At 73.9% G+C, this 22,600-nt stretch carries 18 protein-coding genes; 14 read left to right on the top strand and 4 right to left on the bottom strand.

The features are described from left to right. The first annotated feature begins 81 nt into the window (after positions 1-81). From ACQ9ZG_RS01570 to ACQ9ZG_RS01555, 4 genes are all read left to right on the top strand, one after another. Entirely contained in the window at positions 82-1,272 is a 1,191-nt protein-coding gene (locus ACQ9ZG_RS01570; protein WP_499279706.1) for a S8 family peptidase, read from the top strand. Positions 1,273-1,502: 230 nt separating this feature from the next. Further along, positions 1,503-5,792 (top strand): discoidin domain-containing protein, encoded by a 4,290-nt coding sequence (locus tag ACQ9ZG_RS01565; RefSeq protein WP_109915513.1) that lies wholly within the window; start codon positions 1,503-1,505, stop codon positions 5,790-5,792. A gap of 125 nt (positions 5,793-5,917) precedes the next feature. Further along, positions 5,918-6,235: a cupin domain-containing protein gene (locus ACQ9ZG_RS01560; protein ID WP_028417274.1), complete on the top strand. Its 318-nt coding sequence runs from the start codon at positions 5,918-5,920 to the stop codon at positions 6,233-6,235. A gap of 181 nt (positions 6,236-6,416) precedes the next feature. Next, entirely contained in the window at positions 6,417-7,343 is a 927-nt protein-coding gene (locus ACQ9ZG_RS01555) for a YihY/virulence factor BrkB family protein (protein ID WP_109915514.1), read from the top strand. Here ACQ9ZG_RS01555 and ACQ9ZG_RS01550 read toward each other — a convergent pair. Together ACQ9ZG_RS01550 and ACQ9ZG_RS01545 are read right to left on the bottom strand one after the other, a co-directional pair. Continuing rightward, on the bottom strand, positions 7,327-8,337 hold the full coding sequence (locus ACQ9ZG_RS01550) for a zinc-binding dehydrogenase (RefSeq protein WP_028417272.1): 1,011 nt from the start codon (positions 8,335-8,337) through the stop codon (positions 7,327-7,329). The genes ACQ9ZG_RS01555 and ACQ9ZG_RS01550 overlap by 17 nt on opposite strands. A gap of 56 nt (positions 8,338-8,393) precedes the next feature. Beyond that, the gene (locus ACQ9ZG_RS01545; RefSeq protein ID WP_109914066.1) at positions 8,394-9,248 is read right to left on the bottom strand and encodes a zinc-dependent metalloprotease family protein; all 855 of its coding nucleotides are present in this window, start codon (positions 9,246-9,248) and stop codon (positions 8,394-8,396) included. Positions 9,249-9,474: 226 nt separating this feature from the next. On the opposite strand from ACQ9ZG_RS01545, the gene ACQ9ZG_RS01540 reads away from it, so the two are divergent. Next, entirely contained in the window at positions 9,475-10,350 is an 876-nt protein-coding gene (locus ACQ9ZG_RS01540; RefSeq protein WP_499279704.1) for a substrate-binding domain-containing protein, read from the top strand. A gap of 6 nt (positions 10,351-10,356) precedes the next feature. Here the strand turns inward: ACQ9ZG_RS01540 and ACQ9ZG_RS01535 are convergent, their stop codons facing one another. Next, positions 10,357-10,785 (bottom strand): nuclear transport factor 2 family protein, encoded by a 429-nt coding sequence (locus ACQ9ZG_RS01535; protein ID WP_109914219.1) that lies wholly within the window; start codon positions 10,783-10,785, stop codon positions 10,357-10,359. A gap of 130 nt (positions 10,786-10,915) precedes the next feature. Between ACQ9ZG_RS01535 and ACQ9ZG_RS01530 the strand changes: the two genes are divergently transcribed. From ACQ9ZG_RS01530 to ACQ9ZG_RS01490, 9 genes are all read left to right on the top strand, one after another. Further along, positions 10,916-11,470, top strand: a complete 555-nt coding sequence (locus tag ACQ9ZG_RS01530) for a PadR family transcriptional regulator (RefSeq protein ID WP_109914220.1) — start codon at positions 10,916-10,918, stop codon at positions 11,468-11,470. Positions 11,471-11,596: 126 nt separating this feature from the next. Continuing rightward, positions 11,597-12,334 carry a helix-turn-helix domain-containing protein gene (locus ACQ9ZG_RS01525; RefSeq protein WP_499279702.1) on the top strand — a complete coding sequence of 246 codons (738 nt, stop codon included), beginning with the start codon at positions 11,597-11,599 and terminating at the stop codon, positions 12,332-12,334. Continuing rightward, a complete protein-coding gene (locus ACQ9ZG_RS01520) occupies positions 12,331-13,734 on the top strand; it encodes an MFS transporter (RefSeq protein ID WP_499279701.1) in 1,404 nt (467 codons plus the stop codon). Before ACQ9ZG_RS01525 ends, ACQ9ZG_RS01520 begins: the two co-directional genes overlap by 4 nt. A gap of 159 nt (positions 13,735-13,893) precedes the next feature. Further along, a complete protein-coding gene (locus tag ACQ9ZG_RS01515) occupies positions 13,894-14,841 on the top strand; it encodes a carbohydrate kinase family protein (protein WP_415738413.1) in 948 nt (315 codons plus the stop codon). Between the two features lie 80 nt (positions 14,842-14,921). Next, positions 14,922-16,064, top strand: a complete 1,143-nt coding sequence (locus ACQ9ZG_RS01510; protein WP_499279699.1) for a beta-ketoacyl-ACP synthase 3 — start codon at positions 14,922-14,924, stop codon at positions 16,062-16,064. Continuing rightward, on the top strand, positions 16,048-17,304 hold the full coding sequence (locus tag ACQ9ZG_RS01505; protein ID WP_499279698.1) for a beta-ketoacyl-[acyl-carrier-protein] synthase family protein: 1,257 nt from the start codon (positions 16,048-16,050) through the stop codon (positions 17,302-17,304). Before ACQ9ZG_RS01510 ends, ACQ9ZG_RS01505 begins: the two co-directional genes overlap by 17 nt. 62 nt (positions 17,305-17,366) lie before the next feature. Continuing rightward, positions 17,367-19,469: an acyl-CoA dehydrogenase family protein gene (locus ACQ9ZG_RS01500; protein ID WP_499279696.1), complete on the top strand. Its 2,103-nt coding sequence runs from the start codon at positions 17,367-17,369 to the stop codon at positions 19,467-19,469. Between the two features lie 120 nt (positions 19,470-19,589). Next, a complete protein-coding gene (locus ACQ9ZG_RS01495) occupies positions 19,590-19,871 on the top strand; it encodes an acyl carrier protein (protein WP_018491342.1) in 282 nt (93 codons plus the stop codon). Further along, on the top strand, positions 19,868-21,130 hold the full coding sequence (locus ACQ9ZG_RS01490; protein WP_499279693.1) for a beta-ketoacyl-[acyl-carrier-protein] synthase family protein: 1,263 nt from the start codon (positions 19,868-19,870) through the stop codon (positions 21,128-21,130). The genes ACQ9ZG_RS01495 and ACQ9ZG_RS01490 overlap by 4 nt, the downstream gene beginning before the upstream one ends. Before the next feature lie 293 nt (positions 21,131-21,423). On the opposite strand, the gene ACQ9ZG_RS01485 is transcribed toward ACQ9ZG_RS01490, so the two are convergent. Beyond that, positions 21,424-22,458, bottom strand: coding sequence for a PRC and DUF2382 domain-containing protein (locus tag ACQ9ZG_RS01485; RefSeq protein WP_499279692.1), 1,035 nt, complete (start codon positions 22,456-22,458; stop codon positions 21,424-21,426). Between the last annotated feature and the right edge of the window lie 142 nt (positions 22,459-22,600).

Raw genomic sequence — 22,600 nt, 5'->3', positions numbered from 1 at the left:
AGCAGGGGACGAAGGACCGGGTATTCGCGCTTCGCGGCCGCACACCCGCACCGCGGACCGGACCCACCCAAGGAGACCTGCATGCGCCTGCGCGCCCGATGGGCCCCGGCAGCCCTGCTGCTGATCGCGCCACTGATCGGCACCACCACCCCGGCCAACGCCGACACCGGACCGAAGGGGGTCCCGGTGGAGCGGAGCGCCCGGGCCGTCCCCGGGCAGTACATCGTCACCCTGGAGCCCGAACTCTCCCCGGACACCGTCCTGGAGGAGTTCGGGCTCCGCCCGCTCTTCACGTACGGGAACGTCCTGCACGGGTTCGCCGTCACGCTCACCGCCACCGAGCTGGAGGCGGTCCGGACCCTTCCCGGGGTGCTCGCCGTCGAGGAGAACGCCGAGGTGGCCGTGGAGGCACCCCGTACGGGCGGTCTCTTCCGGGCCTCTGCCGCCACCTGGGGCACCGACCGGATCGACCAGCGCGCCCTGCCGCTGGACGGCACCTTCACCACGACCGCCACGGGCGACGGCGTGAAGGTGTACGTCGTCGACACCGGGATCGACGCCGCTCACGCCGAGTTCGGCGGCCGGGTGGTGGGCGGCTACGACTCGGTCGGGGACGGCCGGACGGGCCAGGACTGCAACGGCCACGGCACCCATGTCGCCGGGACCGTCGGCGGCTCCACCTCCGGGGTGGCCGAGGACGTCTCGCTGGTCAACGTGCGGGTGCTGGACTGCCGGGGCCGGGGAAGCTGGGCCGGGATCCTGGCCGGGTTCGACTGGGCGGCCAAGGACGCGGCCGCCGGGACCGCCCCCGCCGTGCTCAACGCCTCGCTCGGCGGGGCCCGTTCGCGGGCGGTCGACGCGGCGGTCGAGGCCGTGGCCGACGCGGGGGTGCTGCCGGTGGTGGCCGCGGGCAACGAGGACCAGGACGCCTGCAACGTCTCCCCGGCGGCGGCCGACGGGGTGGTCACGGTGGGTGCGAGCGACCGCGAGGACCGGGAGGCCTCGTTCAGCAACTGGGGCTCCTGCGTCTCGCTCTACGCCCCGGGCGCCGATGTCGTCTCCGCCCGGCTCGGCGGCGGCACCGTCTCCCTGAACGGCACCTCCATGGCCAGCCCGCACGTCGCCGGGGTCGCCGCCCTGCACCTGCAGGAGAACCCGGAGGCCTCGCCCGCGGCCCTCGCGCGCACGCTGACCGAGACCGCCACCCCCGACGTGCTCTCCGGCCTCGGCCAGGGCTCGCCCGACCTGCTGCTGTACACCGGCGGGCTCTGACCCGTACCGCCGGCCGGGGCCGGTGGGCGGTGGCCGACCGGCCTCCCGCCCACCGGCCCCCGCCGTGTCCGGCTGTTGCCGGAACGGTGGACGGTCTCTCAATTCTCTGCAACTCTCTGACCTCACAACGCAAAAGAAGCCGTAGTGCGTGCAGAATCGCGTGTTCCTGACTACGGATCCAGAGCCGCGCCCTCGACGCACTCTGCGCCGGGGCCGACGATCGGGGAACCATGAGAGCCCAACGCTGGAGACGGCGGGCGATATCCGCCCTCGTCGCGACGAGTCTTCTGCTGATCGGCGGGCCGCCGCTCGCCGCCTCGGCGGCCGACGGCCCCAACCTCGCCGCGGGCCGGGCCGCGGCCGCGAGCAGCGCCCATGCCGAGTACCCCGCCACCGGTATCACCGACGGCAACGCGTCGACGTACTGGGAGAGCGCGGGCGGCAGCCTGCCCCAGTGGGTCCAGGCCGACCTCGGCACCCCCGCCCGGGTCGACGAGGTGACCCTCAAGCTCCCGCCGTCCTGGGAGAGCCGGACGCAGACCCTGTCCCTCCAGGGCAGCGCGGACGGCACGAGCTTCGCGACCCTGAGGAGTTCGGCCGCCTACTCCTTCACGCCGGGGGCCGCCAACACGGTGAAGGTCACCTTCCCGGCCACCCTGACCCGCTTCGTCCGGGTACACATCACCGCCAACACCGGCTGGCAGGCGGCCCAGCTCTCCGAGCTGGAGGTACGGGCGGCAGCCGCCTCGTCGGGCAACCTCGCCGCCGGGAGGACCCTCAAGGCCAGCAGCAGCACGGGCAGTTACGTCGCCGCCAACGCCAACGACGGCAACCGGGCCAGCTACTGGGCGAGCCGGGAGAACGCCTTCCCGCAGTGGATCGAGGCCGACCTCGGATCGTCGGTCCGGGTCGACCGGGCCGTCCTGCGGCTCCCCGACGGCTGGGCGGCGCGCAGCCAGACGCTGAAGCTCCAGGCCTCCGCCAACGGCACCGAGTACACCGATCTCACGGCCTCCCGCGACTACCGCTTCGACGCGGCGGGCGGGCAGTCGGCCACGATCTCCTTCGACGCCACGACCACCCGGTACGTCCGGGCGCACTTCACCGCCAACACCGGCAGTCCCTCGGCGCAGTTGGCCGAGCTGGAGGTGTACGGACCCGCCACCGGCGACACCCAGGCCCCGACCGCACCGGCCGACCTGGCGCTCACCGAACCCGCCACCGGGCAGATCCGGCTGACCTGGAAGGCCGCCACCGACAACGTCGGCGTCACCGGCTACGACGTCTACGCGAACAACACCCTGCTGGCCTCCGTGGCGGGCGGCACCACCACGTACACCGACACCCGCCCGGCCGGGCAGACCGTCACGTACCACGTGCGCGCCAAGGACGCGGCGGGCAACGTCTCGGCCGACAGCAACAGCGTGACCCGCAACGGCTCCACGGGCGACACCCAGGCGCCCACCGCCCCCACGGCCCTCGCGTTCACCGAGCCGGCCGCCGGGCAGATCCGGCTCACCTGGCAGGCCTCCAGCGACAACGTCGGCGTCACCGGCTACGAGGTGTACGCCGACAACGTGCTGCGCACCACCGTCGCGGGCAACGTCCTCACGTACACCGACACCCAGCCCGCCTCCACCACGGTCAGCTACACCGTCCGGGCCAAGGACGCGGCGGGCAACGTCTCGGCCGACAGCAACACCGTCACCCGCAACGGCTCCACGGGGTCCGCCTCCAACCTCGCGGTCGACAAGCCGATCACGGCCTCCTCGGTGGTGCACACCTACGTCGCCGCCAACGCCAACGACAACAACACCGCCACCTACTGGGAGGGCGCGGGCGGCAGTTACCCCAACACGCTCACCGTCCGGCTCGGCTCCAACGCCGACACGCGGAGCGTCGTCGTCAAGCTCAACCCGGACAGCAGCTGGGGCCCGCGCACCCAGCGGATCGAGGTCCTGGGCCGTGAGCAGAGCGCCTCGTCCTTCAACTCCCTCGTCGCCGCCCGCGATTACGCCTTCAGTCCGGCGAGCGGCAACACGGTGACCATCCCGGTCACCGCCCGAGTCGCGGACGTCCAGCTGAAGTTCACCGCCAACAGCGGCTCCGGTGCCGGTCAGGTCGCGGAGTTCCAGGTGCTGGGCGCCCCGGCCGCCAATCCCGACCTCCAGGTCACCGGCATCACCGCATCGCCCGCCGCCCCGGTGGAGTCGGACGCCGTCACCCTGACCGCCACCGTCCGCAACGCGGGCGCGCTCGCCGCACCGGCGAGCAAGGTCGAGTTCCGGCTCGGCGGGACCAAGGTCGCCACCGGCACCGCGGCGGCCCTGGCCCCCGGTGCCTCCACCCAGGTCAGCGCCTCCATCGGCGCCCGGGCCGCGGGCAGTTACGGGCTCAGCGCGGTCGCGGACCCGGAGAACGAGATCATCGAGGAGAACGAGACCGACAACACCTACACCAGCGCCTCCCCCCTCGTCGTACGGCCGGTCTCCAGCTCCGACCTGGTCGCCGCCTCCGTCACCACCTCACCCTCCGCCCCGGCCGCGGGCGACACCGTCACCTTCTCCGTCGCCATCAGGAACCAGGGCACCATCGCCTCCGCGGGCGGCAGCCACGGCATCACGCTCACGCTCCTCAACTCCCAGGGCGCCACGGTGAAGACCTTCACCGGCGCGCACACCGGAGCCATCGCGGCCGGCGCCACCACCGCACCGGTCACCCTCGGCACCTGGCCCGCCGCCAACGGCTCGTACACCCTGCGTACGGTCCTCGCCGCCGACGCCAACGAACTGCCGGTCAAGCGCGAGAACAACACCTCCACCGAGTCCCTCTTCGTCGGACGCGGCGCCGACATGCCGTACGACATGTACGAGGCGGAGGACGGCACCACCGGCGGCGGCGCCCGGGTCGTCGGCCCGAACAGGACCGTCGGCGACATCGCGGGCGAGGCCTCCGGACGCAAGGCCGTCACGCTCAACAACACCGGCAACTATGTGGAGTTCACCACCAGGAAATCCACCAACACGCTGGTCACCCGGTTCTCCATCCCCGACTCGGCGGGCGGCGGCGGGATCGACTCCACGCTCAACGTCTACGTCGACGGCACCTTCCTCAAGGCCATCGACCTCACCTCCAAGTACGCCTGGCTGTACGGGAACGAGGCCGCACCCGGCAACTCCCCGAGCGCCGGAGCACCCCGCCACATCTACGACGAGGCCAACGTGATGCTGGGCCGGACGGTCCCGGCCGGCGCCAAGATCCGGCTCCAGAAGGACGCCGCCAACTCCACCACGTACGCGATCGACTTCATCAGCCTGGAGCAGGTCGCCCCGGTCGCCAACCCGAACCCCGCCACGTACACCGTGCCGACCGGGTTCACCCACCAGGACGTCCAGAACGCCCTGGACCGGGTCCGCATGGACACCACCGGCAACCTGGTCGGCGTCTACCTGCCGCCGGGGGAGTACAGCACGGCGAGCAAGTTCCAGGTGTACGGCAAGGCCGTGCGGGTGGTCGGCGCCGGGCCCTGGTACACCCGGTTCAACGCCCCCACCACCCAGGACAACACCGACATCGGCTTCCGGGCCGACGCCACCGCGAAGGGGTCCTCGTTCGCGAACTTCGCCTACTTCGGCAACTACACCTCCCGCATCGACGGGCCCGGCAAGGTGTTCGACTTCGCCAACGTGTCGGACATCGTGATCGACAACATCTGGAACGAGCACATGGTCTGCCTCTACTGGGGCGCCAACACCGACAACATCACCATCAAGAACTCCCGGATCCGCAACATGTTCGCCGACGGCATCAACATGACCAACGGGTCCACCGACAACCTCGTCACCAACAACGAGGCCCGCGCCACCGGTGACGACAGCTTCGCGCTCTTCTCGGCCATCGACGCCGGGGGAGCGGACATGAAGAACAACGTCTACGAGAACCTGACCTCGATCCTCACCTGGCGCGCGGCGGGCATCGCCGTCTACGGCGGCTACGACAACACCTTCCGCAACATCCACATCGCCGACACCCTGGTCTACTCCGGGATCACGGTCAGCTCGCTGGACTTCGGCTACCCGATGAACGGCTTCGGGACCCAGCCGACCAGGATCGAGAACGTCTCGATCGTCCGCTCCGGCGGCCACTTCTGGGGATCGCAGACCTTCCCCGGGATCTGGCTCTTCTCGGCCTCCAAGGTGTTCCAGGGCATCCGGATCACGGACGTGGACATCGTCGACCCGACGTACAGCGGGATCATGTTCCAGACGAACTACGTCGGCGGACAGCCGCAGTTCCCGATCAAGGACACCGTGCTCACCGACATCTCCATCACCGGTGCGCGCAAGAGCGGGGACGCCTTCGACGCCAAGTCCGGCTTCGGCCTCTGGGCCAACGAGATGCCGGAGGCGGGGCAGGGCCCGGCCGTCGGTGAGGTCACCTTCAACGGGCTGAGACTCGGCGACAACGCCCAGGACATCCGGAACACCACCTCCACCTTCAGGATCAACGTCAACCCGTAACGGAGCGGAATCCGCCCCGGCCCCCGGCGAAGGGAGAACAGGTCCGGGACAGCGAGGCGCCTCCCGCCCGGCGGGAGGCGCCTCCAGGATCGCGGGGCGGCAGGCCCTGCGGCAGAGTGGGCACCATGGACGACCTCAACGCACTCGCCGAGGAGCACCTGACCGCTGCCCGCACCTCCCCGCACGGCCGCAGCGCCCACCTCCTCGTCCAGGAGCCGCCCCTGCGCCAGACGGTGATCGCCCTCACCGCGGGCTCCGCGCTCGACGAGCACAACGCCCCGCCCGCCGCCTCCCTCCTGGTGCTGCGCGGCACCGTCCGCCTCACCGCCGCGTCCGGGGACACGGAGCTCCCGGCCGGCACGCTCCACCCGATCCCGCAGGAGCGCCACGGGCTGGTGGCACTCCAGGACGCGGTGGTGCTGCTCACAGCGGTCAACACCTGACGGCTGCCGACCGCGGAAACGGCCGCGGACCGTGGAGGAACACCGGGACCCGCGGACCCGTACGGCCCGGACAGGTGTGTCCGGCCGACGGCGTGGCAGGAGAGGATCGAGACAAGCAGGGGCGTCCGACGGACGGACACCCCCGCCCACCGCGTCCGATCCACGTCCCCGGAGTATCAGCTTGACCACCCAGACCGCCGCCCCCGCGGACCGCACCACCACCCCCGCCGGGCGCCCCCGCACGCCGCGCCACTGGCTGACCGCCCTGCGCCGCACCCCGGTCTCGCTGTGGAACGACGACATCACCGACTGGGCCGCCGCCCTCACCTACTACGCGATCCTCGCCCTGCTCCCCGCGCTCCTCGTCACCGTCTCCGTGATCGGCCTCGCCAACCCCGACGCCACCACCGCCCTGATCGCGGACATCACCGCCTTCGCCCCCGCCGAATCCGGTGATGCGCTGCGCCGCCCGCTGGAGGCGGCGACCGAGCAGCGCACCGCCGTCTGGCTGCTCGTCGGCACCGGTTCCGTCAGCGCGGTCTGGTCCGCGTGCAGCTATCTCGCCGTCTTCCGCCGGGCCATGCACTCCATGCACCACGTACGGGACAACCGGCCGCCGCTCCGCCAGGCGCACATCATCGTCGTCTCGGCCGTCGGGCTCCTCGTCCTCCTGATGACCAGCGCCTTCGCCCTCGTCCTCACCGGCCCCCTGGCGCGCTGGCTGGGCCGCCGCGTCGGCCTGCCCCACGAGGGCGAGAGCCTGTGGGTGATCCTGAAGTGGCCGGTGCTGCTCTGCCTGGTCGCCTGTCTGATCCTGGTCCTCTTCAGCACCGGCCCCCGCTCCGCGCGTGGCGTCCGCCGGGGACTGCCCGGCGGGGTGCTGGCCGCGTTCCTCTGGCTCACCGCGTCGGCGCTCTTCGCCGTGTACGCGACCCAGGTCGGCAGCTACAGCAGGCTCTACGGCTCCCTCGCCGGCCTCGTCGTCTTCCTGATCTGGGTCTGGTTCGCCAACCTCTCCCTGCTCGCCGGAGCCCAGTTCAACGTGGAACTGGACCGCCCGGAGCCGGCGGGGAAGCCGGGGAAGGAACCGGTCACGGGCGAAGGATGAGACGGACCGGGGCGCCCTCCTTGGTCTCCATCCGCCGCACCGCCGTGGCCACCTCCTCCAGCGGCAGTACGTCGGTGACCGACCGGGAGAAGTCCAGCCGCCCGCCCTCCGCCAGCCGGACCAGCTGCGCCACATGGTGCTCCTCGGAGCCGTAGTGGCCCAGGATGCGGTGCTGGAGGTAGCTGAAGCGGGTGGAGCGGTCGACCGTCAGCGGCTGGTCGCTCAGCCCCACCAGCACCAGCCGCCCCTTCGGCGCCAGCACGCCCAGCGCCTGCTCCCGGACCGGGGGCGCGCCCGCGAAGTCGAAGGCCGCCTCCAGACCGGCGCCGTCCGTCGCCCCGAGCACCCGCTCGCGCAGCAGCGGGTCGCCGGAGTCCAGCGCCAGATCGGCCCCGAAGTGCAGGGCCCGGTCGCGGGCGGCGGGGTGCGGGTCGACCGCGATCACGGGGTACGCCCCCACCGCCCGCAGCAGCTGTACGGCGTGCACCCCGAGCCCGCCCGCGCCCCAGACCCCGACGGCCTGGGCCGGGCGCACGTCACCGGTCCCGGTCACCGCCGCCCAGGGGGTGGAGACCGCGTCCGGGATGATCGCCGCCTGCTCCAGGGGGAGGGTGCTGGGCAGGGCGACCAGGGTGGTGGCCGAGGCCACGGCGTACTCCGCCCAGCCACCGTCGTAGTCGACACCCCGCGTATGCGTCCGGCCCCCGCGCCGCTCGCCGGCCTGGAGGACCACCCGCTGCCCGGCCGTCCAGCCGTCGACCCCGGGCCCGAGCGACTCGACCGTCCCGGCCACCTCATGGCCCAGGGTGACCGATTCTTCTTCCAGGTAGAGGGGCGTCAGCGTGCCGTCCGCGAGATGCACATCGGAGAGGCAGACCCCGGCGGCGCCGACCTTCACCAGCACCTCACCCGGGCCCGGTACCGGCTTCGCCACCTCCTGGACGGAGAGGGTGCGGGTGGGCAGGTGCAGGCGCACGGCGCGCATGCGGTCCATGGCGGGGACCCTTCGTACGACGGTTCGGCCCGGTCCCGGGCGAGCGGCCCGGCCGGTCAGGCCTTCGCACGGTATCCGGCCACGATCGGCATCGTCTCGCGCAGCACCCGCACACTGTCGTTCGACGCGTCCCCGAGCCGGTTCCCCTTCCACACCCCCTCCGCGCTGGAGAACCGGCTGATCCGCTTGCAGTGGCCGCCACAGGCGGCGCGGTACGCCATCAGCGTGTAGTGGTTCCCGTCCTCGGTGATCCAGCCGGTGTTGTACGGGCGGGTGCGGCTCAGGCTCATCGCCCCGCCGCCGTCCGACGCCAGCGTCGTACGGTCGTGTGCCAGGCCCAGGTTGTGGCCGATCTCGTGGCTGGCCGAGTCCAGCTCGATGCCGTCGACCTCGACGACCGCGTACGCGTACTCATGGGTGGAGCTGTCGAGGGCGGGCGTGTAGTCCGCGGTGCCCCCGCCGCGCTCGGCCCGCTCCACGACGAGTGTCACCAGATCGGCGCCGTACAGGTCGCGCTGCCGGTGCACCTGGCGCCCGAGCCCTCTGGTGCGGTCCTTGAGAACGGCGTACGCGCCGCGGAACTCCTCCGGACCGTCGTACCCCTTCGCCGTGTACGGGTGGACGATCCGGATCGTTCCGCAGAGCCCGTCCGCCGCCAGGGAGCGGTTCATCCGGGTCGCGATCCGCTGGGCCGACGCCGGGACCCGGTGCTCGCCGCCGACCCGCTGCGCGGCCTTGGGCGTGTGCACCACCAGGACGTCGACCACGGGGCATGCCGCCGCCCCTGCCGCCTTGCCCTCCGCCGCGGGAACGGCCGGAGCGCCCGTCGACCGGCCGGCGAGGAACGGGGCGGCACAGAGGGAGGCGGTGAGGGAGACGGCCAGCGCCGTCTTGAGAAGGGGTGCGCGCATGGGGAGTCGGCTCCATCCGGAGAGGGCGGGCGGAGGGTGCCGATCATGCTTACCAAGGGCGACGGCTTTTGACACCCGGTCCACTCGGCCGCTGGTCGCGCCGGATACCGGGCGGTACGAAGGTCGGGGCCGGGCCGAGGGATGTGCCGGTGAGGAGGTGGGCATGTACACGTGTGCGAACTCGCACAAGAGGTACGGCAGTCGGCGGTAGAGGGGCGTGTGTGACGTGACGGAACAGAGCGAATGGCGATTCTCCGACGACCGGGGCCAAGTGTCGACGGCGGCCCGGCGGCCCGGGCGGGTGCTCGCCTATGTGCAGGCCGGGGCGACGCTGTGGGGCCTCGGCATCCGGCCGCAGGGCATCTTCGGCTCCGACCACGACGGCCCCGACCCCGACCGGGCCAAGACCGGGACGCTCCCGCTGGACGAGGTGGAGTACGTCGGCGCGGGGAGCGCGCTGGACGTCGAGCGGCTGCTCGCCGGACGGCCGGACCTGGTGGTCACCGTGAGCTACGGCGGCGGTCATGTGTACGGGCTGGCGCCGGAGACCGCCAAGCCGCTGGAGGAGCGGGTCCCGGTCGTCGTCATCGATGTGAGCCAGGCCCGCACGTTCACCGAGATCGGTGAACGCTTCGCCGAACTGGCCCGCTCGCTCGGCGCCGCAGGCGGCGCGGACGCGGACGCCGACCTCGACGCCGCCCGGGAGCGGCTGCGGACGGTCGCCGCCTCGGCGGGCGGGGCCGAGGGGCCCCGGGTGGTCGCCTTCTCCCCGGCCGGACCCGACCAGGCGCACGTGGCCCGCCCCGCGATGTGGCCCGAGCTGCGCGTCCTCACCGAGCTGGGTGTCCGCCTGGTGGAGCCGGCCCCGGGCCCCGGGGCCAACTGGTCCACCCTCGGCCGGACCGAGACCTTCGCGCTCCGCCCCGACGTGATCCTCACCGACATCCGCGCCCACGCCGCCCCGCTCGACGAACTGCGCGGGGAGGAGCACCGGGCGGTGCCCGTCGTGCCGTGGAACCCGGAGCCGCTGTACGGCCCCCGCGACCACGCCCGCTTCCTCGGCCTGGTCGCGGACGCGCTGGAGGCGGCCCGGGCGCGGTAGGCGCGGTTACGGAGCCGGGACCAGCCCGTCGGCCACGAGCCCGGCGAGGACCGCCTCGCCGAGCGCGTGGACGGCGGACCGGGGCCGGACCATCACCGTGAACTCCTTGATCCGGCCGTCCTCCGCGAGGTGGACCAGGTCGATGCCGTGGATCTCCCGGCCGTCCACGGTGGCCCGGAAGAGGAGGACCGCCGCCGGGGCCTCTGCCCCGTCGGCGCTGGTCTCTGCCGTGCCCGCGAACTCCCCGACGTACCGGAAGTCCTCGAAGGTGCGCAGCAGCACCCCGAAGAGGCCCAGCACCATGGGCCGGCCCTCGAACGGGGTGAACTTCACCGGGCTGTAGAGCCGGATGTCCTCGGTGAACAGGTCGTCCAGGGCGGCGAGATCGCGGGTGTCGACGGCTGCGCGGAAGCGTTCCACTGCGGTGGTGGTCATGGCGTCCCCTCGAAGGTGGTCGGTCGGGAGAGTGACTAGTCATCAATGTGAGTAGTCACTTTTATGACTATCATGGAGTGAGCGCTCCGGACCAGGGGTGCTGGGGAGCGAGTGGGAGAGGGGCGGCCCGATGGCCCTGCGCCATGCCGTACTGGCGGCGCTGCTCGACGAGGAGCTGAGCGGCTACCAGCTGGCCAAGGCGTTCGACATGGGCGTCGCCAACTTCTGGCACGCGCAGCCCCAGCAGCTGTACGCCGAGCTGGCCCGGCTGGAGAAGGAGGGGCTGGTGGCCGGGCGCGAGGTCGTCCAGGACGCCCGGCCCAACAAGCGGCTGTTCCGGGTCACCGACGGCGGGCTGGCCGAGCTGGAGCGGTTCGCGGCGGAGGCCGCCAAACCCTCGTTCATCCGTGACGACCTGCTCGTCAAGGTGCAGGCGGCCGACCATCTCGACGTCGGTGAGCTGACCGCCCGGCTCATCGAGCGCGCGGAGTTCGCCGAGGCCAAGGCCGCGCAGTTCGAGGCGCTGCTGGAGGGGATGCGCGGCGACCGGGCCGAGGCGGAGTTCCTGCGCCACGGGGAGCGGATCGGGCCCTATCTGACCTGCCGGCGCGGGCTCGCCTTCGAGCGCGCCAACCGGGACTGGTGCCGGGAGGTGATCGACGTCCTGCGGGCGCGGTCCGCCTGAGGACGGTCCGGGCGACCCGCGGAGGTCCGTGCGGGTCCGCGCGCCGCGAGGAGGCCGCGCGACTCTCCAAAAAATATTCTGCAAAAATACTTTGGGAAAGTGGTCGGGCCGCTCTACGCTGCTGCCATGACCAGCGAACCCAGCCGCCGCGTCCTCGATCCCGAGCGCGACGGAGCCGCCTTCAAGGCCCTCACCCACCCGCTGCGGATCGAGCTGCTCGGCCTGCTGCGGCAGCACGGCCCGGCCACCGCCAGCGAACTGGCCGCGCGCACGGGCGAGTCCTCCGCCTCCACCAGCTACCACCTGAGGGTCCTCGCCAAGTACGGGTTCGTCGCCGAGGCCGAGCACCGCGACGGGCGCGAGCGCCGCTGGAAGTCCGTGCACGCCCTCACCTCGTGGAGCAACGAGGCCATGCACCGGGCTCCCGGCGGCCGGGCCGCGCTCAGCGCACTCCGCCGCCGCCAGCTCGAACACCTGGAGCGCTCGCTCGCCCGGCACGAGGCGGACCTGGAGAGCGGCCGGCTGGACAGCGCCTGGCAGGAGCCGTCGGGCCTGAGCGACAGCCTGCCCCGGCTGACCCCCGAGTCGCTGACCGAGCTGTGGGAGGCGCTGGCGGCCAAGACGGCCGAACTGACCGCCCGCGACGCCGGTGACCCCCGCGCCGAGCAGGTCGTCGTCTTCACGGCGGGGCTCCCGCTGGCGCCGGAACCGCCCGTGGTCTCCGCCGGGCCCGCCACCGAGGAGCCCGCCCCGACCGGCGAGAACGCCGCCACCGGCGGGTCCGCCCCCACCGACGGGTCCCCCTCCACCGGCGGGTCCACCTCCACCGGCGGAAGCCTCCCCACTGACGGGAACGCCTCATGAGCGGGGCGGCCGGAGCCCCCGGCACCCCGATACCGCCCCCGACCGCCCCTGCCCCCGACCCCGACGCCCGGCGGCTGGATCCGCTGACCGCGCGCCGCCGGTTCGTCACGGTCTCGTTCCTCTTCTGGCTCCCCATCGGCATGTCCATCGCGACCGGGGTGCTCCTCTTCACCGACCGGGGCATGGGCCTCGCCGCCGTCGCGGGCTTCTTCGCCGTGCACTCCCTCACCGCCGCCGCGATGGAGCTGCCCACCGGAGGCCTCTCCGACGTCCTAGGGCGGCGCGCCGTCCTGGCCACCGCCGGGCTGCTCAACGTGGCCGCCTTCACCCTCTTCGGCCTCGCCTCCGCCGCCTGGGCCATCGCGCTCGGCATGGCCCTCATGGGGTGCGCCCGCGCCCTGTCCAGCGGGCCCGCCGAGGCCTGGTACGTCGACACCGTCCACGCCCACGCGGGCCCCGCCGCCGACCTCCGTACGGGCCTGGCGCGCGGCAGCTCCGCCACCTCGGCCGCCCTCGCGCTCGGCACCCTGCTCGGCGGCGGGCTGCCCTGGCTGCTCGGCCGTGTCCCCGGCGCGGGGGAGTGGCTCACCGGGGCGACCGGCGGACACGTCATCCCGCTCTCCGTGCCCGCGCTCCTCGGGGCGCTGGTCGAGGTCGGGTTCGTCCTCTACGTGGTGAGCGCCCTGCCCGAACCGCCCCGGCCCCGGGCCACCCTGCGCGGCGTCCTGGGCGGGGTGCCCGCCGCCATCGGGGCCGGGCTCCGGCTCGGCGGCCGGGACGTGGTGATCCGGCGTCTCCTGCTGACCGCGAGCACCACCGGGGCCGGACTGGCGGTGCTGGAACTCCTCACCCCGGGCCGGGCCGCCGCCCTGACCGGTACGGCCGAGTCCGGTGCCGTGCTCTTCGCCGGGCTGGCCTGTGCGGGGTTCGTCTGTGCCGCGCTCGGCAGCCAACTGGCCCCGTTCACCGCCCGGCTGACCCGCAGCAGTGGGCGCGCGGTACTGGCGGGGCGGGGTGTGGTGATGCTGGGGCTCGTCCTGCTGGGCGCCTCCGCGTCCTCGACGAGCGTCCTCGCCACTGCCGCCGCCGGTACCGGCTTCGGGCTGGCGTATCTGGGTCTGGGCATCGCGGCCCCCAACGCCAACGACCTGCTGCACCACCGGGTCGACGCCGCGGGCCGGGCCACCGCGCTCTCCGTCCAGTCGCTCGCCCTGCAACTGGTCGCCGCCGGTGCGGGGATCGCCTTCGGCCTGCTGCCGCTCGGGCCGCTGCCCTGGCTGCTGGCCGCCGCCGTCGTGCTCGCCGGGGCGCTGCTCTGGGTGCGCCGGACCGCCGGGAACCCGGAGGAGCGGCTGCCCTCCCCGCTGCCCGTTGTGGCCGGATCGGCGTCCGAACGGTGACCGGCCGGTGCCCGATCGCCCGGGCGGCTTCCGCCGGAGGGGCACGATCGGGCTGAATGGGCGGAGACCGCACCGGCCACCCGCACCGGTACGGGGACGGTGGAAGACCGGACCATCCGTCGCCACCCCACGTCACAGCAGCTGAGGAGATCCACCCCCATGCCCGACCACAGCGACCTGCTGGTCGTCGGTGAATGCGTCGCCGACATCGTCCGGCTGCCGGACGAGGAGGACCGGGTCCACCCCGGCGGCAGCCCCGCGAACGTCGCGTACGGCCTCGCCCGGCTCGGCCACCGGGCCACCCTGCTCACCCAGCTCGGCCCCGACGCCAACGGGCGGCTCGTCCGGGACCACCTGACCTCCGCCGGGGTCACCGTCCGCACCGACGGGGCGCCCGCCCGCACCCCCTCGGCCGCCGTCACCCTGGACGCGGCCGGGCAGGCCTCGTACGCCTTCGACGTGTCCTGGACCCTCGCCCCCGTCACCGTGGAACCGGCCCCGGGCCATGTGCACACCGGGTCGATCGGCGCGGTGGTGGGGCCGGGGGCGGAGACGGTCCTGGAGATCGTGCGGGCCGCCCGCGCCACGGCGACCGTCAGCTACGACCCCAACGTGCGGCCCGCCCTCATGGGGGAGCGCGCCGAGGCCGTGCGGCGGGTCGAGGAGTGCGTGGGGCTCAGCGACCTGGTCAAGGCGAGCGACGAGGACCTGGCCTGGCTCTACCCGGGGGAGGAGCCGGAGAAGGTGGCCGCCCGCTGGCTGGAGCACGGCCCCGCCGCCGTGCTGGTGACCCGGGGCGGCGACGGGGCCCTCGCGGTGCTGCCCGGCGGGCCGTTCACGGTGGCCGCCGCGCGGGTGGAGGTGGTGGACACCGTGGGCGCGGGCGACGCGTTCATGTCGGGCACCCTCCACGCGCTGGCCGCGCACGGCCTCCTCGGCGCCGGAGCGCGGGAGCGGCTGCGCGCGGTGGACCGGGACACCCTCACCGACGTCCTGCGCCACGCGGTCGCCTCCGCGGCCGTCACCGTCTCCCGGGCCGGTGCCAACCCGCCCGACACGGCGGAGCTGAGGGAGGCGCTCGACGCGCGGGGAGGCGCTCGACCATAACTGACAAACCGTCATGACCCGTTCGGCCCAGTCGAACGCACCCTCGCCAGGCGCCCCGCCGTTCGTCAACCGGCCGCAGTATGACAACGGGATCGGGGCAGCGGGTGACGGGAAGACGAGCAGCCGGCAGCGGGGCGGGGCCGCGGGGACGCGAGCGCGCCTCAGCGACCGGGAGCGGACGCACGGCCGTACTGGAAGGCGTGGCGGGCTGGGTGCCGGGGGAGCCGGTCCCCAACGAGCTGCTCCCGGCGGGCTGGGGCGTCGACGACGCCTGGGTGCGCCGGCGCACCGGCATCGGCAGCAGGCACCGCGCCGGACCCGGGGCCGCCACCGGTGACCTCGCCTACGAGGCGGCCTCCCGGCTGCTCGCGGGCGCCCCGCCGGCCGGGCCCGTCGACGCGGTGGTCCTCGCCACCGCCACCCCCGACCACCTCTGCCCCGGCACCGCCCCCGCCCTCGCGGCCCGGCTCGGGCTCGGCACCGTACCGGCGCTGGACATCGCCGCCGTGTGCAGCGGTTTCGTCTACGGGCTCGCCCTCTGCCACGGGCTCGTCGCCTCGGGGCTGTACGGGCGCGTCCTGCTGGTCGGCGCTGACGTCTACTCGACCTGGCTCGACCCGGAGGATCGTTCCGCCGGGGTCGTCTTCGGCGACGGGGCGGGCGCGGCCCTGGTCGCGGCGGGGCAGGCCGGTGACCCCGGTGAACTGCTCGCCTTCGACCTGGGCAGCGACGGCACCGGCTACGAGCTGATCACGGTCCCCGGCGGCGGTGCCCGCTCCCGCGCGAGCGGGAAGCCCCCCGCGCTGTCGGACGCGTACTTCCGGATGCAGGGCTCCACCGTCTACCAGCACGCCGTCGAGCGCATGACCGGCTCCTGCCGGACCCTGCTGGAGCGGGTGGGCTGGGACCCGGCCGAGGTCGAGCACTTCGTGCCGCACCAGGCCAACGCCCGGATCCTGCGCGCCGTCGCGGACCGGGTCGGGATCGGACCGCAGCGCTGCGTCACCCATCTGGAGCGGGTTGGCAACACCGGCGCCGCCTCCATCCCCCTCGCCCTGGCCGACGCGGCGGGCCGGGGGGTGCTCCGGGGCGGCGACCGGGTGCTGCTGACCGCGTTCGGGGGCGGCTTGACCTGGGGCTCGGCCGCACTCCGCTGGCCGGGGACCCCGCAGACCGATTCGACGATTTCGACGGAAGGAACACAGCATGTCGCAGTCCGCTGATCAGGGCACCGGGGCCGGATCCGGCACCGCCGTCGCGGTGACGGGCGTCGGCCTGGTGACACCCGCAGGGGCTGACGAGCACAGCTTCTGGGAGGGGCTGTGCGCCGGGCACTCCACCGCCCGGCGCCAGCCTGAACTGGCCGGTCTCCCGGTCGACTTCGCCTGCGCGGCCGACGGCATCGACCTCGACGCGGTGGTCGGCGGCCGCTCGGTGTGGCGGATGGCCCGCTTCGTGAAACTGGCCGTCGTCGCGGCCCGGCAGGCCGTCGCGGACGCCGGGCTCGATCCGGCGGTGTGGGACGGCGGGCGGGTCGGCGTGGTGCTGGGCGTCGGGGTCGGGGGCGTCTCCGTCCTCGTCGACAACGCCGCCAGGCTGGCCGCCTCGGGGCCCGACGCGGTGTCCCCGCTCCTCGTCCCGATGATGATCCCCAACGCGGCGGCGGGCGAGGTCGCCATCGCGCTGAAGGCAGGCGGCCCCTCCCTCGCCCCCGCCACCGCCTGCGCCTCCGGGGCCACCGCCGTCGCCGTCGCCCGGGATCTGCTGCTCGGCGGGAGCTGCGACGTGGTGGTGGCGGGCGGCTCCGAGTCGGTGCTGACGCCGCTGGTGGTGACGGCGTTCGCCCGGATGGGCGCGCTCTCCACCCGTACCGGCGATCCGGCGGGCGCGTCACGGCCGTTCGCCGCCGACCGGGACGGGTTCGTGATCGGCGAGGGTGCCGCCATGCTCGTCCTGGAACGGGCGGAGGCGGCCCGCGCCCGGGGCGGCCGGGCCCGCGCCCTGCTCACCGGCGCCGGGTCCAGCACGGACGCCCACCACCCCACCGCCCCGGCCCCCGACGGGCGCGGCGCCGAACGCGCGGTACGGGCGGCCCTCGACCAGTCGGGGTGGACGCCCGACGAGGTCGACCACGTCAACGCCCACGGCACCTCCACCCCCCTCAACGACGCCATGGAGACCACCCTCGTCTCCCGGCTGTTCCCGCACCGCCCGTCCGTCACCGCGCCCAAGGGCGTCATCGGGCACACCCTCGCCGCGGCGGGCGCGATCGAGGCGGTGGCCACCGTCCTGACGCTGGAACACTCGCTCGTCCCGCCGATCGCCAACCTGGACTCCTTCCCCGACGCCTTCCCGCTCGACTGCGTGGTGAAGGAGCCCCGCCACCAGCGGGTCGAACGCGCGGTGAGCCACTCCTTCGGCTTCGGCGGCCACAACGTGGCGCTCGCCTTCCAACGCGCCTGACCCGAAAGGTCCGTTCGGGAACGGCGGGGGTGTCCTCGCCGTTCCTAGATCGTTACTCTGTCGTGACCGTATTCCTGCATGAAACGCCCCCGCCCACGACCGTCGATCAGCTCACCCGAACGCTCTACGGTGACAACTTCCGCCAGGAGCACGCCTTCTGGCGTCGGCTGATCACAACAGAACCGTTTCGGCGGCCCGGTGGCGGCACCCCCGACGAACGGCTCGCCCTCTCCTACCACCGGCTGCGCATCCTCAACGACACGCTGGACAGCGGTGCGAGGCTGGCCGCCGACCCCCGCGCCCTGGCCGCCCTGCACGAATGGCTCGGCCCGGTCGACCCCGCGCTGACCACCGTCGCGGGCATCCACTACAACCTCTTCCTCGGCTCCCTCCTCGACCACGACCCGGGCACGCTCCGCGATCTGTCGGACTTCCTGGAACTGCGGAACATCGGCACCTTCCTCTGTACGGAGGTCGCGCACGGCAACGACGCGGCGGCCGTCGAGACGACCGCGACGTACGACCCCGAACGCGACGGCTTCGTCCTGCACACCCCGCACGCCGGTGCCCAGAAGTTCATGCCCAACACCAGCCCCGCCGGGGGCCCCAAGACCGGAGTGGTCGCCGCCCGGCTCCTCGCCGACGGCGCCGACCACGGGGTCTTCCTCTTCCTCGCCCCGCTCACCGACGCCGTGGCCGCCCTGCCCGGCGTACGGGTGCGGCGGCTGCCCGCCCGGATGGGCTCCCCGGTCGACCACTGCCTCACCTCCTTCGACCGGTACTTCGTCCCGCGCGAGGCGCTGCTCGCCGGGGAGCAGGGGCGGATCGGCGCGGACGGCCGCTTCACCAGCCGACTGGCCAACCGCAGAAGGCGGTTCCTCCTCTCCATCGGGCGTGTCACCCCCGGCAAGCTCTCCATGAGCGCCTGTGCCGTCGGCTCCGCGCGGGTCACCCTCGCCATCGCGATCCGGTACGCGGGCCACCGGCTGGTCTCCGGAGCGCGCGGTGCCGGGCGGGTGCCCGTCTACGCGCACCGCAGCCACCACGGCCCGCTGGCCGGGGCGATGGCCACCGTCTTCGCGATGAGCCTCCTGCACCGCAGGGCACTGGACCGCTGGGAGTCCGCCCCGGCCGCCGACCGGACCGAGGCGGAGCGCCTGGTCGCCGTCGCCAAGGGGTGGATCACCTGGCAGGCGCGCGGCGTCATCGTCGAGTGCCGGGAGCGGTGCGGGGCGCAGGGGCTGCTGGAGAACAACGGGATGACCGAACTCTTCACCGGCATCGAGGGCGCGATCACCGCCGAGGGCGACAATCTCGCCGTCCACGCCAAGGCCGCCGCCGAGATGCTGTTCGGCGTCACGGTCCGCGACGAGGAGGAGGCGGACGGGCCCGGCGACCTGGACGACCCGCGCTTCCTGGGGCGGCTGCTCGCGGCGGTGGAGGACATCTGGTTCGACCGCGCCCGGGAGCGGATCAGCGCCGCCCCGGCGGGCGACCCGCTCGGCCGGTGGAACGCCGCCTCGGGGCCGGCGCTGCGCGGGGTGGAGGCGTACGGCTACCGGCAGGCGGGCGAGGCGTTCGAACAGGCCGTGGCCGCGCTGCCCGAAGGACCGGCCCGCGAACGGCTCACCGAACTGCACCGGCTCTTCGCCCTGCGGTGGATCGCCCGCAACAGCGGCGACCTCCTCGCCGCCGGACGGCTGACCGCCGGACAGGTGGCCGCGCTGCCCGACGAGGAGGAGCGGCTCATCGCGACCGTGGCCCGGCACGCCCCCGAACTGGTGCGCTCCTTCGCGCTGCCGGAGCGGCTGCTGTCGGACTGGCCGATCGCCGGACCCGGTTACGCGCACGCCTACGACGACCCGGAGGGGCCCTGGCACCAGGGCCGCAGGCCGGCAGGGGCCGGGGCGGGCGCTTCGGGCGGGGGCGGCGGCCGTGCGGGAGGCGGGAGCGGCACCCGGACGGCGGACGGGGCCGGGCGCCGTACGGCGGATTTCCGGCGGCCGGCCTGCGGCAGCAAGCGGCGGCGGCCGTTGCGCGAGAAGGTCGCGGCGCTCGGGACGCGCGGGGTGCTGCTGGCGTACTGGGGGACCACGTCCGTGCTCTCCCGGTGGTTCGAGAAGCCGCAGGTGGGCGCAGACGAATCGGTTCGCCCCAGGGCGTAACCGGAGGGTCTTCATCCAGTTACTTCGGCGGGGGCTGCTTTCGGCCGGCCGCCCCGCGTCAAGCCCCCGATGGGCTGATGAAGCCGTCGACGGGCCGATGAACCGATGAGAGGAAACACCGTGGAGACCCAGACCATCCACCCGAAGATCACCGAGGTACTCACCGGGACGTTCAAGGTGCCCGCGGCCGAGATCCTGCCGGAGTCCACGATGGACAGCCTGGAGATGGACTCCCTGGCCGTCGCGGAGTTCGCCGTCATCATCAAGGAGACCCTGGGGGTCAGCGCCGACTCCGAGAAGCTCTACAAGGACGCCACGCTCGCCGACATCACCGCGTTCATCGACGCGGCCGTCGGCGGCGAGGCGGCCGGCAGCGCGGTGCCGGTGAGCGACACCCGATGAACCGACCCGCCATCGCCGTCACCGGCCTGGGCATGATCACCCCGGCCGGCCACACCACCGACACCACCTGGGAAGGCGTCTGCCGGGGCGACTCCTTCGCCCGCACCGTCCCCGAACTGCACGGCTGCGCCGTCGACTTCGCCTGTACGGTCACCGGCATCGACCTGGACGGGGCGGTCGGCGGCCGCAGCGCCTTCCGGATGGGCCGGTACGTCAAGTTCGCCGTCCTCGCCGCCCGGGAGGCGGTGGCCGACGCAGGGCTCGACCCCGCCCGCTGGGACGGCGCCCGCGTCGCCGTCGTCGTCGGCACCAGCAGTGGCGGCTCCGCCGGACTCACCGAACAGGCCGTCGCCCTGGAGCGGCGCGGCCCCGAGGCCACCTCGCCCTCGGGCATCCTGCTCACCATCCCGAGCATGCCCGCGGCCGAGATCGCCATCCAGATGAAGGCCACCGGCCCCAGCCTGGCGCCCTGCACGGCCTGTTCCTCCGGGGTGACCGCCCTCGCCGTCGCCCGCGACATGCTGGCGCTCGGCCAGTGCGACATCGCGATCGCCGGGGCCACCGAGTCGATCGTCTTCCCGGTCGCCATGACCGGCTTCGCCCGCTCCGGCGCGGCCGCCCGGCGGGACGCGGACGGGCCGGAGGGCGGCGGCCCCGCCCGCCTCTGCCGCCCCTTCGCCGCCGACCGGGCCGGGCTCGTCATGGGCGAAGGCGCCGCGATCATGGTCCTGGAGCGGGCGGCCGACGCCCGGGCCAGGGGAGCGGCCCCCCGAGCGCTGCTCGCCGGCACCGGCGCCACGACCGACGCCCACCACCCGACCTCCCCGCACCCCTCCGGGGCGGTCGCCCAGGCCGCCGTGGACGCGGCGCTGAGGGACGCGGGCTGGCGGGCCGAGGATGTGGAACACGTCAACGCACACGGGACCTCGACGCCGCTGAACGACGCGACCGAGGCCGCCCTCATCGGCCGGGCCTACCCCCACCGGCCGCCCGTCACCGCCCCCAAGGGCGTCCTCGGCCACTGCATGGGAGCGGCCGGTGCCATCGAGGCGGGGCTGACCGTCCTGACGCTCCAGCACGGCCTCATCCCGCCGATCGCCAACCTGGACACCCCCGACCCCGGGTTCGCCATCGACTGCGTCACCAAGACCCCGCGTGAGGTGCCCGTACGGCGGGCCGTCAGCCACTCCTTCGGGTTCGGCGGACAGAACGCGGTGATCGCCCTGGAGGCCCCGCAGACCGCCCGACAGGCCCCCTGAGGTGCGCCCGGGCCGGTGCGGCGGGACGATCCCGCGCCGCACCGGCCCATGGGGGAGCGGCCCGCGCACCGGCTCCGGCCCGGGCGAGGGACGACCTGACGACCTTCGGTACGGCCCCCGCCGCGTCGCTGAAAAGTACGGCTCCCGCCGCGTCGCCGGCCCTGCGGTCCGGCCACCGGTGCCGGGCGGGACGCACCGGCCCCGGACAGTCCGCCGGGCGGACCCGTCGTACAGGGCCCGCCCGGAGGTCGAGGACATGGGAGCGGCCTTCCGGCCGCCGGATCCAGGTGCCGTCAGCGGCGGCGCCCCTGGCCGAACTCGCCACCGGCGTCCTTGCCGGTGCCCATCTCCTTGCCGTCCGCGTAGTCGATCTTCTCCTTGCGGATCTCGGCCGAGACTTCCTTCTGCTCGGTGACCCGCTCGGTCTCCAGCCGCACCCGCTCCACCGGGACGGCCTCCTTGCGCACCGTGGCGCGCTCCGCGTGCAGGGTGACCTCCACGTCCTGCTCGCCGAAGTCCGTCGTGCCGGTCACCTTCTCCCCGGGCTGCAGTGGCTCGCGGACCACCCGCACCTCCTCGTGGGAGACCGGTACGGACCGGGTGACCTCCTCGGTCACCACGTACTTGTGCAGCCGGGCCCGGCCGCTCTCGTACTCCTCCGTACCGACGTGCAGCTGCTCCTCGGAGCGGATCAGCTCGTCCTTTCCGCTCATGTCGGCGCCCCGGGACGCGCCCGCGCCCGCGAGCGGCCTGGAGGTGGCGGAGGTGTCGCGGTGCCTGCCGGTACCGGCACCCGCACCGGCCATGCCGGCTCCGGCCGTCGTCCCCGCGGCGCCCGTGCCCGTCGCGGCGGGGCCGGTCGCCTTGGCGCTCGGCGGCGTGCCCGTGCCCCGGGCCGTGCCCGCCGCACCCGCTCCGGCCGCGCCCATGGCGCCCGTCCCGGCGACGGTCCGGCCGTCGGTGCCCGTGCCGGTGCCCTTGGTGTCTCCGCCGAGATCGCCCGCCTTGCGGGTCATGCCGTAGTGCCGGTACAGCTCCTCCTCCTCGGCGACGGAGAGGTGCGCGTCCGCGTCCACGCGGGGCGCCTCCTTGACCGTCTCCTTGGAGTGCGAGACGTGCAGGTCGGAGCCCACTCGACGGGCCCCGGCGAGCGGTACGAAGCTCTCCTTCATGCCGAACAGGCCGGTCTTGACCGTGACCCAGTCGGGCTTGCCGGTGTCGTCGTCGACGTACACCCGGCCCACACTGCCGACCTTCTCGCCCTCGTTGTCGTACACGGTCAGACCGTCGAGCTCTCCGGAATCCGTGAAACCGTCAGCGGCTCCCATAACCGAACCCTCCTCGCTGGGCGCGCCCTGTGGGTGGCTCCACCAGATGTGGCACGTCCGGCTTCCATCGCGCCTCACCCGGTTGGACGGTGCAACCGCCCGGCCACCCGGCCGGAGGTCCCCCGGAGGCCCCGGGGGACCC

Origin of the sequence: Streptomyces araujoniae (genome assembly GCF_050871195.1) — a bacterium.
GTDB lineage: Bacteria > Actinomycetota > Actinomycetes > Streptomycetales > Streptomycetaceae > Streptomyces > Streptomyces bacillaris.
This window is presented reverse-complemented; position numbering and strand designations above follow the sequence as displayed.